At 46.2% G+C, this 14872-nt stretch carries 15 protein-coding genes; 5 read left to right on the top strand and 10 right to left on the bottom strand.

Translation table 11 applies throughout. The features are described 5' to 3' along the window. Positions 1-23: 23 nt before the first annotated feature. Positions 24-410, bottom strand: a complete 387-nt coding sequence (locus STSP1_RS04825) for a GxxExxY protein (RefSeq protein WP_193432583.1) — start codon at positions 408-410, stop codon at positions 24-26. 254 nt (positions 411-664) lie between these two features. Beyond that, positions 665-1720 carry a formylglycine-generating enzyme family protein gene (locus tag STSP1_RS04820; protein WP_085755267.1) on the bottom strand — a complete coding sequence of 352 codons (1056 nt, stop codon included), beginning with the start codon at positions 1718-1720 and terminating at the stop codon, positions 665-667. Positions 1721-2342: 622 nt separating this feature from the next. Here STSP1_RS04820 and STSP1_RS04810 point away from each other — a divergent pair. Then, a complete protein-coding gene (locus STSP1_RS04810; protein ID WP_085755265.1) occupies positions 2343-3113 on the top strand; it encodes an MBL fold metallo-hydrolase in 771 nt (256 codons plus the stop codon). A gap of 10 nt (positions 3114-3123) precedes the next feature. On the opposite strand, the gene STSP1_RS04805 is transcribed toward STSP1_RS04810, so the two are convergent. Then, positions 3124-3843 carry an SDR family oxidoreductase gene (locus STSP1_RS04805; protein ID WP_085755264.1) on the bottom strand — a complete coding sequence of 240 codons (720 nt, stop codon included), beginning with the start codon at positions 3841-3843 and terminating at the stop codon, positions 3124-3126. 6 nt (positions 3844-3849) lie between these two features. Then, on the bottom strand, positions 3850-5028 hold the full coding sequence (locus tag STSP1_RS04800; protein WP_161491610.1) for an MltA domain-containing protein: 1179 nt from the start codon (positions 5026-5028) through the stop codon (positions 3850-3852). A 113-nt stretch (positions 5029-5141) separates the two neighbouring features. Here STSP1_RS04800 and STSP1_RS04795 point away from each other — a divergent pair, with 113 nt between their 5' ends. The 3 genes from STSP1_RS04795 to STSP1_RS04785 are packed head-to-tail and all read left to right on the top strand — an operon-like array spanning position 5142 to position 7894. Next, the gene (locus STSP1_RS04795) at positions 5142-5843 is read left to right on the top strand and encodes a sensor histidine kinase (protein ID WP_161491609.1); all 702 of its coding nucleotides are present in this window, start codon (positions 5142-5144) and stop codon (positions 5841-5843) included. 49 nt (positions 5844-5892) lie between these two features. After that, on the top strand, positions 5893-6558 hold the full coding sequence (locus STSP1_RS04790) for an endonuclease III domain-containing protein (protein WP_085755261.1): 666 nt from the start codon (positions 5893-5895) through the stop codon (positions 6556-6558). Between the two features lie 31 nt (positions 6559-6589). Then, positions 6590-7894: a GAF domain-containing SpoIIE family protein phosphatase gene (locus STSP1_RS04785; protein ID WP_085755260.1), complete on the top strand. Its 1305-nt coding sequence runs from the start codon at positions 6590-6592 to the stop codon at positions 7892-7894. 166 nt (positions 7895-8060) lie between these two features. Here STSP1_RS04785 and lepB read toward each other — a convergent pair whose 3' ends face one another. The 6 genes from lepB to STSP1_RS04755 all read right to left on the bottom strand — a co-directional run bounded on the left by lepB (position 8061) and on the right by STSP1_RS04755 (position 11903). Beyond that, positions 8061-8783, bottom strand: coding sequence for a signal peptidase I (gene lepB / locus STSP1_RS04780; RefSeq protein ID WP_161491608.1), 723 nt, complete (start codon positions 8781-8783; stop codon positions 8061-8063). A gap of 327 nt (positions 8784-9110) precedes the next feature. Next, entirely contained in the window at positions 9111-9635 is a 525-nt protein-coding gene (locus tag STSP1_RS04775) for an RHS repeat-associated core domain-containing protein (RefSeq protein ID WP_085755258.1), read from the bottom strand. Then, a complete protein-coding gene (locus STSP1_RS04770) occupies positions 9636-10286 on the bottom strand; it encodes a hypothetical protein (protein ID WP_085755257.1) in 651 nt (216 codons plus the stop codon). Between the two features lie 48 nt (positions 10287-10334). Continuing rightward, positions 10335-10628 carry a hypothetical protein gene (locus STSP1_RS04765; RefSeq protein ID WP_123806989.1) on the bottom strand — a complete coding sequence of 98 codons (294 nt, stop codon included), beginning with the start codon at positions 10626-10628 and terminating at the stop codon, positions 10335-10337. Positions 10629-10716: 88 nt separating this feature from the next. Next, positions 10717-11184: a hypothetical protein gene (locus STSP1_RS04760; protein WP_085755255.1), complete on the bottom strand. Its 468-nt coding sequence runs from the start codon at positions 11182-11184 to the stop codon at positions 10717-10719. Beyond that, a complete protein-coding gene (locus STSP1_RS04755) occupies positions 11181-11903 on the bottom strand; it encodes an RHS repeat-associated core domain-containing protein (protein WP_123806988.1) in 723 nt (240 codons plus the stop codon). The genes STSP1_RS04760 and STSP1_RS04755 overlap by 4 nt, the downstream gene beginning before the upstream one ends. Before the next feature lie 396 nt (positions 11904-12299). Between STSP1_RS04755 and leuS the strand changes: the two genes are divergently transcribed. Further along, positions 12300-14861, top strand: a complete 2562-nt coding sequence (gene leuS / locus STSP1_RS04750; protein WP_085755253.1) for a leucine--tRNA ligase — start codon at positions 12300-12302, stop codon at positions 14859-14861. Positions 14862-14872: the final 11 nt, after the last annotated feature.

The raw sequence follows: 14872 nt of genomic DNA, 5'->3' as shown, positions 1-14872 counted from the left end.
GAGGCGGAGAGGAAACGGAATTTTTATTTAATAGCAAAGCTTTTCAATCCGTTCTTTAACATTTCCACATTAAAATTAATCAGAAACCCCTTTTTCACATCAGCAAGCTTCATATAAGAAATAATCTGAGCTTCATGGATGCCTTTTATAGCCTCAACGCTTTTAAGCTCAACGATAACCTTCCCTTCCACAAGAATATCTAATCTGTAGCCGCAGTCGAGATTGGTATCTTTATAGACCACAGGCAAAGGCTTTTCACGCTCAAATTTTATCCCATTCAAATCCAGCTCACGGCAAAGACATTGATTGTAAGCAGATTCAAGCAAACCCGGACCCAATACTCGGTGCACTTCCACGGCACATCCAATAATCCTATCCGAAAGCTCTTTATATAATATCTTTTCTTCCATCTTTGTCTCTCTCCGTTAATTCCGATTGCTCCGATGTTTAAAATGTTTTTTTACCGAGCCTGTCCGCCTGCGGCGGAGAGGTAGCGGAGGAAACGGAGTTTTATTTTACATCCACGTCGTAAAAATCTTGAATAACTTTTAATTCATTATTTTGTTTCATATTTTTAGAAGACTTCGGCAGGGGGCAAGCCCCCTGCACCCCCATTAAAAATGTAAAACTGCAAACCGTAAAACAGAAAAAGAAAATCCAGAGACTACGGACGCACAGCACGGATCCCGCCATAGCTGGCATAGTACGGGACGTAGCTGAACCGGTACGAGACGGAGCAGTTGTAGTCGTAGTAGTACCAGCTGCCGCCGCGGAGAACACGATAGTTATCACTGTAGATAGAGTTTGTCCATTCCCAAGCATTTCCCGCCATATCGCACAGGCCGTAGCCGAAGGCTGGGTAATAGCCGACCGGGGTTGTATATGGCCAGCCTGATAGGCCGAGCGGGTTGTCATCATCATAATTGGCCTTGCTGTGGTCTATGCTGGTTCCGCAGCCGTAGGTATATGAGCCGTCGTAGTCTGCCGCAGCCTGCCACTCCCACTCTGTGGGGAGCCTGTAGCCGTAGTATTCGCAGAAGCCAATCGCTCCATACCAGCTTACCTCCACTACAGGATGGTCGCTCATGTCATACCCGTCTCGGGTTTTAACATAGAAAGAGCCGTCTGAGTAGGATATCTGGGCATGTGTATCATCCATATCGTAGTAAATCTGGCCTGAATAATCCCCGCTGCTGCCGTAAATGTTGTAGTTATTCATTTCAATATCGCCCGAGGCAAGGGCGTCATTGAGGTATTGGCAGTACTGGGCGTTTGTCGTCTCATACTTGCTCATATAACCGGTAAAGCCTTCATGACCGCTTACTCCGGGATCATCAATATAAACCCAGACCATCCCCGCAGGCCCTTCGGGAGACTGCCCGTCATCGGCAGTAATTTTCACCCTGTAGTTCTCTCCGTATTCTCCCGGGAGATCAGCTTTGCTGTTCCAGTATATAGTTCTGCTGCCCGGAGTGATATTTCCCCCTGTATCGCCTGAGAGGTCGGTTGGGGTGATTGAATATGTCTCTCCGCCGTCGTCGCTTACGGCCGCTGAGATTTGGCAGGCGTCTCCGTCGGCATCGGATAGCGTGTAAGAGATCTCAACAATCCCCGAGCCATCGGTTCTCTGATTGGCTTGTACGTTAGTAACTTCCGGCGCAGAATTGGCAAAAAGAATGCTTGAGTACAACAATACACAAATAACTGCTAAATTTTTCATAATAAACTCCTAATATTTAACTTGCTTTAACCGCTTCTAACACTTTCAAATCCGGATGTCAAACAAAAAATATAAAAAAAAAGTATTTTCGTGTGCGACAATATTTTTTGGCAAAGCTTTTTAAAGCCGAATTTATCCGCGTGTTCTCCGCCTTCGGCGGACAGGCTCTCCGCCAAGAACGGGCCTCCACGTGCGGCTCTGTTTAAATGTTCGCCTCGTAAAATCGCTACGGAATACTAATGACAATCAGAGCCACGCAAGAAGGCCCGCCGCAGGCGGGACGAAATAAGTGGACAAAAGACAATGAGAAGGGAATAGGCAAAAGTTTTTTTTGGCAGGATTTTCACGCTTCGCAGGCGGGGCGCTCGCGCTGGTTCGCCCCTGCTCGCCAACAAAACCCGCAGACAAAAAATTCTTAGCGAGTTCTCCTTCTTCGCCGGGCAGGCTCAGTAAATAGACAGCAAAAAATTCTGAAAGCATTGCAGCATTATGATTTGCATTTTGCCCAAAAAAATTGTCGCAAACTTCACAGTCTCGTAAGGATTAATTTTAGAGTGAGGATTGCCAATTGCCGGGATTTTGTTAGAATTTTGAAAAACCGTTAAACAATAAGGAAAGAGCTTTGAAAGTAATATCGCTTCAGTCCGGCAGCAGAGGCAACTGCATATACGTTGAAACCAGTGAGACGAGTCTGCTATTCGATGCAGGAATAAGCGGAAAGGCCGCCAAGGCAAGGCTCGCAGCCTTCGGGAAAGACATCAGGGATGTAAGCGGGCTTTTCATCTCGCACGATCACAGCGACCATATCAAAAACGCAGGCGTATTCAGCCGAAAGTTCGGGCATAAGCTTTTAGTCTCAGAAAAAACATACCAATCCAGAAGCGGCGGGCTTGGAGATGTTGAAATCCTTCATCATTTCCATAGTGGCGAGAAAATCCAGCTTGGCGGGATATGTGTGGAAACTCACCCAACGCCTCACGACGGGGTTAATCCTTGTGCATTTGTGATAGAGGCAGAGGGCAAGCGTCTCGGGATACTCACCGATCTGGGCTTTGCATTTCCTGAGCTCTCGGAGATAATAAGCGGGCTTGATGCTGTGATGCTCGAGAGCAATTTCGACCCCTATATGCTCGATAACGGCCCATATCCCTACAGCGTGCGCAGCAGGATCAAAGGCGACGGCGGGCACATCTCAAACCAGCAGGCAGCTGCTCTCCTTATGGAAAACGCAAACGACAATCTCAGCTGGGCTTGTCTTTCGCATATCTCAGAGAACAACAACACCCCCCAAAAAGCACTTGAGGCCTTTCAAAAGGCTATGCAGCCTTCAGGAAAGAATATTTCGCTTTTTACCGCAAGCCAGAGGGAGGCTGCATGTATGCCGGAGGTTTAAGCGGGGTTGGTCAGTCGTTGAGTGTTCTGCCGCCGTCGATATTGATGATCTGGCCGGTTATGTAGCTGTTTTTGATTAGAAAAACAATAGCGTTTGATACATCTCTTCCGCTTCCCCTGCGTTTTAGCGGAATCTTGCCAATAAGCCATTTAACTTCCTTGTCAGTAAGGCCTTCAGTGTTTATAAGCCCTGGAGAGACCGCATTAACTCGAACCCTTGGTGCAAACTCTCTGGCAAGCAGCAGAGTGGAATTATTCAGCTCCGCCTTCGAGCGGCAGTATTTGTTGTATGAAGGCCAGCTGAGACCCGCTGCGGCGTCTGAAATATTCACAACACTCTCAAGCCCCGCCTTCTCGTCTTCGAAGAGGCACCGAGAAAGCTTCTCTGGAACTATTGCGTTCAGCCTGATAATATCCTCATCTTCAGCAAGCTCGCTGTCTTTTTTGAATATACTCGCCGAGTTAATCAGCACTGTTCTGTCAGTATTGAGGCTCGCAAGGCTCTGCTTTATCTTTTCATACACCTGCTCTGTATCCTCGCCTGCAAGGTCTGCCTGAACGGCAGCTGCAGAAACGTTCCATCCCTTCCTGATGTGCTCTGCAATTGAAAACGCCTTGGCTTCACTGCGGTTGTAGAGGCAGAGGCAGTTGAAGCCGTTTCTTGCGAGCGATGAAGTGATATCAACGCCGAGCTTGCCGGCAGCGCCGGTTATTACTGCTGTTTTACCCATTGATTATTATTTCGCAATCAGATAGTAGAGTTTGCCTTCTTCGTAGGTCTTCCCGGCTACTTCGCCGGCCTTGGCTCCCTGCCCCATATACACATCACACCTGCCCGGAGCCCTGATCGCTCCGCCGGTGTCCTGATCAAGCATAAAGCCCTGATACGGATATATGACCACATTCTCCCCCACAAGTCGCGGCAGAGAAGTATCGAGGAACGTAAGGGCTGCTCTCGGGAAAATGCTCTTGTCTGTTGCGATAGTGCGCATTCTTGTTACCGGTTCGTTTATGCTCCCGTGAGGCGGGCCTTCTGATTTGCGGAAGAAAACGAATCTTGGGTTTTGAGCCACAATATCCTCCACCTGCCCGGTGTTTGCGCTGAAATAATCTATCATAGCACGAAGGCTCATCTCGTCCATTGGTATCCCGGAAACGCTGCTTACCTTTTCCGAGATGGATTTATACTCATGCCCGTTTGTGGCGTCATAGCCTACGGTAATGAGCCTGCCGTCGGGGAGCTTTATCTTAGCTGAGCCCTGCACGTGTGCTATATAAACCTCGAAAGGGTCTTCAAGGTAGATCAGTTCGAGCCCATCAAGCATCCCTGAATCAACCAGCTCTCTCCTTGGCGGATAGGGCACAATCTCTCCAGATGCGTTTTCTCTGCCGAGGATCTGGCCGTTGTCTGCCTTAACCAAATCATCCGGAGATTTGTACAGCGGATACTTAAATCTTTCTGTTTTCTCGAATGAGCCGCTGAATATCGGCGTGTAGTAGCCGGTGAAAAGCACTGTACCCCGCTTATCGCAGCCTACAGACATATAGACATCAAACTCGCTTTTTATCCTGTCCGACATCTGGGCGGGATTCAGCCCGGAATGAATAATATCCTTGAAAAGATTCAAGCTTTCTTTCACCTCGCTGTGTGTTATTCCCTGCATAGGGAAATGGTTCTCGGAGGAGGGCTTGGCAAGATAATTGAGGCTGTTGTCTATAGCCTTTTCAAGGCTGTATAGATTCCTGCATGCCCTTCTGAAATCCGGAAGCTTGGCCGGATCAGTAATCTTTACAAGCGCATCCTCCCCGGGAAGCAGAGGGGCGTTATAATCGATTTCTTCTTTTTCTACCGTCTTACAGCCCGTGAATAAGAGCATTATTCCTGCTGCGCAGGCGAGTATAGCCAGTCTTTTCATAAAATAATCTCCGATATTAGAAACATTTGTAAAAATGTTACTGAAATTTGCCTTTATAGCAAGACAATGAACAATAAAATAAATCACCATAGAATATGATAAAGGAATCGGTAATGAAAGAAAACAACAAAAATCAAAACAACGCAGCGGAAGAAGACCTTCAGCAGCTCGCTTACGCTGTATCTCATGATATGCGGGAGCCGCTCAGGATGATTGCAAGCTACCTTCAGCTTATTGAGATGGAGCTTGAAAATAAATTCACAGAAGATACGAGAGCCTATATGGATAATGCCCTTAAAGGGGCGAGAGATTTAAACGGATTTATCGACGGTCTCGTGGAATTTTCGAGGGTAACAACAGATGCGCATAAATTTGAGCTTACCGACCTGAATGAAACAATTGAGGATGTGAAGCTGGATATGCGAAATGAGATCTCAGAAAGCGGAGCCGAGGTAACTGCTTCGGATATGCCCGAGGCAAGGGTGGATGAAACGCAGATCCTCCAGCTCTTCCGTCATATTATTGACAATTCAATAAAGTTTCGAACCGAGTCGGCCCCTAAAATCCATATAAAAGCAGCAGAAAAAGACGGACTCATAGAATTTACCGTAAGCGATAACGGAATAGGGATGGAGCCTGATAAGACGCACAAAGCTGCGGGATTTTTCACAAAGCTTAATCCCCGCGAGGAGTATCCCGGCTGCGGGATGGGGCTTGCAGTGGTCAAGAGGATTGTTCAAAGGCATGGCGGTGAGCTGAAAATAAATTCAGCTCCGCAGAAAGGCACAGATATAATTTTTACAATTATGCCGTAAAAAAGCTAACTGGAATTGCAACCATATTTTTCGAGAGTATAATTATCTTATGATTCAGGAAAGACTTATTGAAATTTACGAAATCCTGCTTAACAGATTCGGCAGGCAGGACTGGTGGCCCGGGGACAGCCGATTTGAAATAGCAGTTGGGGCGATTCTCACTCAAAATACAAACTGGAACAACGTTGAGAAAGCGATAAACAATATAAAGGCTGAAAATATGCTTGCCCCCGAAAGCCTTTACAGCTGCCCGGACGATAAGCTCACCGAGCTTATACGCCCAGCAGGGTATTTCAATGTTAAGGCAAAGAGGCTGAAAGCTTTCCTGAAATGGCTCATTGAAGATCACGGCGCAGATATAGACTCGCTCGAAAACATTTATGCAGGCGATTTGCGGGAGGAGCTTCTGAGCATCAAGGGCATCGGAAGGGAAACCGCAGATTCTATCATCCTCTACTGCCTCGATAAGCCGTGTTTCGTTGTGGATGCATACACAGCAAGGATATTTATCCGCCATCAGTTTATAGACGAAACGGCGGATTACGAACAAATCAAAGAGCTTTTCGAAAGCGCTCTTCCGGAAGAGAGCAAACTTTACAATGAGTATCACGCTCTGATAGTGCAGCTGGGGAAAGATTACTGCAAAAAACGCAGACCTTTGTGCGATAAATGCCCGCTGGGGCATCTGCCGCGCAGTTTGGAAGAAGAATACTGAAGCTATCTGACGGCTTTAGAGAAAGATAAATATGGCAAAGAAGCTGAAGAAAAAAGAAATACACGAAGAGATATACAATATCACAACCCTTGCAGCAGGAGCATTCAGCCTCCAGGAGGTGCTCGACAAACTCGCCAAAGCGGCAGTTGAGATCTCCGGAGCAAAGGCCTGCTCGATGAGGCTTCTATCTTCGGAAACAATGGACCTCGAGATGAGAAGCACCTACGGGCTCAGCGAGGCATACAAGAATAAGGGTGCTGTAACAAAAGATGATCCCGTGATAAAAGAGGCCTTCCGCGGGAATGCAGTTGTGATTAACGATATGCAAACCGATAAACGGGTGCAGTATCCGATTGCCAGCCAGAAGGAGGGGCTTGTGAGTCAGCTTACTGTGTCTATGGAATTCCGCCAGAGGCCGGTGGGAGTGCTCAGGCTTTATGCCTCAAGGAAACACTTCTTCGGCGAAAACGATATCTCCATAGCAAGGTTAGTGGCATCTCAGTGCGCTGTGGCGATTACAAACGCCCGCCTCTACGGAACAGCAATAAAGATGAATCAGATGCAGGGACAGATGGACCTTGCCGGCATTATTCAGCGAAGAATGATGCCCAAAATCCTTCCTGCAATTGAAGGGCTTGATATTGCCGCTTCATACAGGCCATGTTTCAGCGTGGGCGGAGATTTCTACGACTTCACCCTAATCGACGATAAGACGCTCGTTTTCCTTATGGCAGACGTGATTGGCAAAGGTATCCCCGCTGCTATGATTATGTCTATGTTCAGGGGCGGATTTAAGGCTCTTATTGAATGCGGGAGGGGCTGCCGGCGATACAGCATATTCAATTTCGCAGATGTTTTGAACAATTTCGCCTGCAAACACTGCACTAAGGGCGAATTCATCACGACGTTTATCGGGGTGTTTGAATTCAAAAAAGGGCTTCTGCACTATACCAACTGCGGCCACGAACCCGGGCTTCTGCTGAGAAACAATGATATTATCGAACTGGATAAAGGCGGGCCGGTTCTCGGCCTTGATATTAAGTCTCGCTTTGAAAGCGGCACGATAGACCTCAAGAAAAACGACATTTATATGTTCTACACAGACGGGCTTGTGGATGCGGTTAATTTCGACGGCCATTTCTGGGGCAAGGGAAATCTCTACCAAACCGCAAAGAGATGCACGCATAAAATGGATGCCGAAACGATAACGAAAACTGTGCTGAACTACCGCCGCAGATTTACAGGCCTCTCACAGCAGCAGGATGATACGAGCTTGGTAACGTTTAAGGTAAATAAGCTCAATACCGAGAACTCCCAGCCGGAGTACACTATCTAATACGCAGATTGCACGGTTTCTTCACTGAACCAGCCCGTCCCGCGCGGGCTGGCTGCGACGGGTTTTAAAGTTTTTTATTGTCTGAATGCTTTGCTGGTTCACCTCAAAGCCTGCCTTTCAAACTTGCCAAACCGCTAATCAGCGGGAATTAACGCCCCAATAATTTTCAGTGAATCCCATAGCTATTTAACCACGGCCAATTCATAATGTAAATTACCTTGCCGTAGAGGCTGTCAATTCTCACCGCCCCCATTGTGAAGCTGCTTATATTTTTATCGGGCTTATTGCATACCAAAAAAACACATCCTTCAGGAACAGTGTATTTCTCCCCAACCCCGAAAAACTCTTTTCCGCCAGCTGATGCAGCCCAACTTTCGAGCCTGCCCAGATTCTTCGATGGAATATTTGCAAACTCTGCCGGCTTGCCGTTTATAAGCAATTTGTTGTCCCTAACAACAATAGTATCTCCCGGCAGACCGGCTGCCTGCCCCAGATATAACTCTTCAGAATAAACTACAAGATCACCAGCTTCAGGGACATTTTTGGCATAAGCGATCAAATTCACTAAACACTGCTCTCCAGATTCAACTTGCGGAGCCATTATGTCCGTTCTGTTAATGCAATTATCTACAGCAAAGAATAAATTGGAAGAAAACAGAAAATTCAGGCAAAGAATCAGCAATGGGTATTGAATTGCAATCTTGAGCAATCTTTTCTTCGAATTTCTGTAACTCTCATAATTAAGGTGCCTGAATAAAAATATATTTCCTGCCGTACTTATTAAATACAGAACGTTCAAATGATCTGGTATTAACAGCCAAATAACCAGCAATATGAAACCGGACAACCATCTGTCATATCTCATTAATCCTGCCCCGGGGATAATCAAATTCATAAAGATGCCGGTTAGCGGTTTGCGGTAATCGGAGCCGTATTCAGCGGAGAACCTCTTACGCCAAAGAAGAAAATATATCACTCTTATTATAAATAAAAGGAATAATTGAGAAAAAACCAGAAAAACAACCAGAGGGCTCAATACATCATATAAACAAAGCATGCCAATTAGGATGTTGAAAACCAAAATCCCGCTGATCCATAAAACTGCTGCGCGACCTTTTCTTTCAGATTCAAGACCGGGCACTGCCCACGCCAGCAATCCCTTTTGCAAAACCTCTGCACTAAGCCTGTCGCTCACTTCTGCTCCCCACATTCATTTTTATATTTCGCATTGATTATTATCAGATTTAGGAATATAGATACGAGGATATGGGCAAGAAGGAGAATTCGGATCCAAATAATATCCAGACAAATTTGGATCCTGATATGAACCGTCTCCCATTTTTTTAGGATGAGTTAAAAGCAAAATTGCTGGATTTGCCAAATCAGGCAAAAATTTTAAAGGCTGTTTAGCTATTTGAGTCTCAATCCACTTTTTTTCGTTTGGAGATATCTCGTGGGGAGGTCCTCCTGGAATTCCCCTTCCTCCAGGAAATCCAATTCCTCCAGGATTATATTCATCTGGATACAGCCCCCAAGGATCAATGTAGTTTACAGGATTATTGCCGCAGTAGGCGTATGGATTAATTGTGTCGAAGTAGCCGAGCGGGTCGGTTTGGAGGAAGCGGGCGATTTTCGGGCTGTACATTCTCGCTCTGTAGTAGTACAGCCCCGTGCCGGCATCATACCGCCGGCCGGTGAACATATACGGATTCCCGATAGCATTTTTGGCGAATCTTGACATTTACATACTCAGTAAAATAAGAAGCAGAATCGCAGTAATCCGGCCTAAAACAGAAATTCCAATCCAGACACAAACAGACAACAAAGTTATTCCTGGGAATAAAGAAAATTTCTTAGGGACATACCCCTTACGAATTGTCATGAGAAATTGCTGAATTTTTTGTATAGGCTTAAAAGGTCTGTAAAGAAAAAGCCAACCAAAAAATGACCAGACAAGAATAGCAAATATTCGATTCCCGAAATTCAAAGAGGCTATATCAGGGTTCTTGGATAATTCTTTCAAAGGAACACTTTTTATGTGCAATCCGTCCTTAATCTGTGATTCAAGCTTTATAGATTCTTTCCTGCCTGAAACACACAATATACCTTGATTCTTACCAGTATCAAAGTAGCAGCAATCTTTACTAGAATCAAAGAAACCGTAATCTTCGAATGGAAGATCCACGATTTTGGCTTCTTTAAACTCCGGAAGAATATCTGCTGCTGCATCTCTTATTAAATTCTCGTATTTACTATGTTTGTCAGCATTATTCAAAACAGAATATGATTGCGGAATAAACACAAAAACTAAAAAACATGGAAAAAATAGCATATTAAAAACTTTTTCGCCTTTATTGGCATCATCAAGGAGTTCAGTAAATTTCTTTTTCATTATTCATCTCACCAAACATATTTGAAACCGGCCCCAGCAAATCCGCACTCACTCATCCGTTATTTCAAGGCTTCCGCTTTCGTCGTATCGCCAGTTGCGGCCTTCAATAATCACTTCCCCGATTTCTTTGAAGCAATAAGAAATTGCCTTCTTCTGGTCTTTACATATATCCACAACAACATCCTCCCCATCTCGAGAAATTTTCAGCAGTCTTTCATTTTCCAATTTCACTGCAAAACCTTCTTTCTTCTCAAGCGGGAGGAAAAGTGTATCTTCATGCAGTTCCTCTTCCTGTTCGAGCGGAACAAAAAGTGTATCTTCATACTGTTTCGGATATACCATCTCAGTTCCTTGAACTATGCGAAGAACAAAGGAAACTGCGGTAAGAAGCACAAAAGCAGCGGCAAACCCGGCTGCAAATTTCAGAATATTACTTATCAGCTTCAATTTCCCATTCCCTCCTGCTATCATTCCAGAAATATATTAAATTTTGCTGTTTCTTCCGTATTAACATCTTTCTGTCGAATATACCATCAATATCAATATCTGTATAGGCCTTTTTTCCATCAATGAATGTATAAAAACTTCCGCTTCGATGTTGTAATGTCAGCGTGCCAGGAAGATCTTCAATATCTGATGTGACATTAAAATCTATTGTCCAGAGTTTGTTGTCTTTGAAGTTTAAGCTAAACAATGTCTTTGGCTTGTCTTTTTCGTGAGCCTTCACAATAAAAACAACATGACCTAATTCATTGTTATTAACTTCAAATATACGAACATCATCCCATAACTTGCTGGCTGGATAATCAAGGCTTTTCATATTCGCAAAAGCAATAGCAAAAACCACCGCAATAGCAGCAAGAATTCCCAAAATAGCGTATTTGTCAATTATTTTCACTTTTTATTAGCCTTTTTATTGCCTACAAAAATATACTCTTCTTTTCCTGTTTTTGGGTTCATGCCTAAGTATATATATGGTGTTGACTCAATAGGAGGTCTATAAGGCTCATCTTCTCTATAATCGTCTCTGGCCAATTTATTATTTCTGGCTCTTTGCTTAGCTCTCGCGTTGCAAAAAGTCGAAGCTCCAGCCATTCCTTGCGCTATCGGAGAAGAAACATCAGGATTCCCATATGGTAATACTACAGTAAGGAAATCGATAATTTTCTCAAATATACCTTTTTCTCTATCCCCTCGACATAGCCCCCAAGGATCAATCCAGTTTACAGGATTATTACCGCAGTAGGCGTATGGATTGATTGTGTCGAAGTAGCCGAGCGGGTCGGTTTGGAGGAAGCGGCCGATTTTCGGGCTGTACATTCTCGCTCTGTAGTAGTACAGCCCCGTGCCGGCATCATACCGCCGGCCGGTGAACATATACGGATTCCCGATGGAAGACTGCGTAATCTGCTGGCCGCCGGCATCGTATATTGTCGGCCTGCCGTAAGGGGTGTATCTGTACGTCTCGGCGATATGCCCGTTAGAGCTGCTCATCGCAGCCACACTGCCCAGAGCATCGGTATGATAGAAGTACAGGCCGGATATCGCATCGTTTGAGTACGTTAGCATAGCAACCGGATTATCCACCCCAGGACCATATATGTATTGACGTTTCAATCTCCATAAGAGCTATTCTTATCGTAAACGAAGAGAAAAGCAAGGATAATTTCCAGATTCCCCAAAATTTCCAAAAATCACCAATTTGGGTGAATTGCAGGCTGGGAAGGCAAGGAAAAGGTAATAGGCAAAAGTGGAATGGTTCAGGACATGGGCAAGGGTTTTGCCACGAGCTCCCCGCCTTCGGCGGACATCCGCGCACGGCTCTGAATGTCGTTAGTATATCGCACCTCTAACTGAGTCCGCATTGTCCACCTCGCCAAACCGCTAATTATCGGGAATTAGCGGCCGGAGATAAATCTTTCAGGTTGAAAAAAAAGCCCTGTTGCGTATATTACATTCCTTTACCGCAGTTTTGAAAACAGGATTAAAATACTAAGATACAGGCAAAGCAATATGGAAAAGCCCGGCAGATACAATTTCAACCAGATCGAAAAGAAGTGGCAGGATTTTTGGGATAAGAACAAAACGTTCAAGGCAGAGATGAAGCCAGAGAAGCCAAAGTATTATGTGCTTGATATGTTTCCCTATCCCAGCGGGCAGGGGTTGCATGTAGGCCATCCAGAGGGCTACACCGCGAGCGATATCTTCTCCCGCTACAAACGCATGAACGGGTTCAACGTTTTGCATCCGATGGGCTGGGATGCTTTCGGTCTGCCGGCAGAGCAGTATGCTGTACAAACCGGCACTCACCCCGCCGAAACCACAAAGGCCAACGTTGAGAATATGCGAAGGCAGATAAAGGGGCTGGGCTTCAGCTACGACTGGGACCGCGAGGTCAACACAACCGATCCGAACTACTACAAATGGACGCAGTGGATTTTCCTGAAATTCTACAACAGCTTCTTCGACAGAGACCAGCAGAAGGCACGCCCAATTGAGGAGCTTGAAGTCCCCGAGACTGTAAAAGAGGCGGGCAAAGATGCGGTGCGTGAGTATGTTGATTCACGCAGGCTCGCATACGAGCATGAGGCTCCTGTGAACTGGTGCCCCGAGCTGGGGACAGTTTTGGCCAACGAGGAGGTTGTAAACGGAGTGAGCGAGCGGGGCGGCCATCCTGTAATCAGAAAGCCAATGCGGCAGTGGATGCTTCGCATTACAGAGTATGCCGAGAGGCTCCTGAATGGGCTGGAGGGGCTGGACTGGTCTCATTCAATCAAAAAGCTCCAGCAGGACTGGATAGGCAAGAGCATCGGTGCTGAGGTGGATTTCCTGCTTGATGGATTTGATGATGTAATAAGCGTGTTTACCACGCGTCCTGATACGCTCTTCGGGGCAACGTATATGGTGCTTGCACCTGAACACCCGCTGGTGGATAAGATTACCAGCAAAGAGCATAAGAAAGCAGTTGCCGAATATAAGCAGCAGGCCTCAAAGAAAAGCGACTTAGACCGTACAGACCTTGCCAAGGAAAAGACAGGCCAGTTTACAGGGGCTTATGCAGTAAATCCGGTAAACGGCGAGAATATTCCTGTTTGGATAAGCGATTATGTCCTGCTGAGCTATGGTACTGGAGCGATTATGGCAGTACCTGCGCACGACAGCAGAGACTTCGAATTTGCAAAGCAGTTTGGGATTAAGATTATTCAGGTGGTAAAGCCGGAAGACCCGGAGCTTGCAGCAAAGGCAGAGGCTGAGGAGATCTGCTTCGACGGCGAGGGGATTGCAGTTAATTCAGGCCAATTCAACGGCAAGAAAACGCCGCAGGTGAAGGAAGAGATAATCGCTTGGCTCGAGAAACAGGAGCAGGGGAAAAGGGCAGTGAACTACAAACTTCGCGACTGGCTCTTCAGCCGGCAGAGGTATTGGGGCGAGCCTTTCCCGATCCTGCACGCAGAAGACGGCGAGAGAATCGCTCTGGATGAATCAGAGCTGCCGCTGATGCTCCCTGAGGTTGAGGATTATAAACCTACTCCAGACGGCGCGCCCCCTCTGGGCAACGCCAAAGACTGGATAGAGGTTACCCTTCCGGACGGAAGAAAAGCACGGCGTGAGCTCAACACTATGCCGCAGTGGGCGGGGAGCTGCTGGTACTACCTGAGATACCTTGATCCAAAAAACAGTGAGGAGCCTGTCGCAAAGGATAAACAGAAATACTGGCTGCCTGTGGATCTGTATATCGGCGGGGCAGAGCATGCCGTGCTGCATTTGCTTTATTCGAGATTCTGGCATAATCTGCTTTACGATTTGGGCTATTTGGATTATCCCGAGCCGTTCCAGAAGCTCGTTAATCAGGGTATGATTCTCGGCGAAGACGGCCAGAAAATGAGCAAGAGCCGCGGGAATGTTATCAATCCTGATGCGGTAGTTAAGGATTATGGGGCGGATTCAATGCGGCTTTATGAGATGTTTATGGGGCCGCTTGAGGCGGCAAAGCCGTGGAGTATGAGTGGGCTTGAAGGCGTGCACAGATTCCTGCAGAAGTTTTGGCGGGTGGCAGTGAATGAGAGCACGGGCAAGCTCTGCGAAACTGTTTCTGATTTTAAGCCTGATGAGCAGACCGAAAGGCTTATGCACCAGACAATACGCAAGGTGAGCAATGATATAGACAATTTCGCATTTAATACGGCCATAAGCCAGATGATGATTTTTGTAAACCACCTGGCAAAGCTCAAATTTAAGCCGCTTTCTGCTGTGAAAAATGCTGTAATTCTGCTTTACCCATTTGCTCCGCATATGGCCGAAGAGCTTTGGCAGATATGCGGCGGCGAAGGCGATACGCTCGCATATCACAGCTGGCCGGAGTACAGCGAGGAGCTTGCAAAAGAGAAGGAAGTGGAAATTGCTGTGCAGGTTAAGGGGAAGATAAAAGACAGGATTATGATTAACCCCGAGGCGAGCGAAGAAGAGATGAAAGAAGCCGTCCTAAGCAGTGAGAAGGTGTCTAAGGCTGTTGAAGGCAAACAGATCCGCAAGGTGATTGCTGTTAAGGGCAGGCTGGTGAATATTATCACTTGATAAGGCTGAAT

This window comes from Sedimentisphaera salicampi (assembly GCF_002117005.1).
Classification (GTDB): Bacteria; Planctomycetota; Phycisphaerae; order Sedimentisphaerales; family Sedimentisphaeraceae; genus Sedimentisphaera; species Sedimentisphaera salicampi.
The sequence above is the reverse complement of the archived record's forward strand: the minus strand, read 5'-3'. Positions and strand labels throughout refer to the sequence as shown.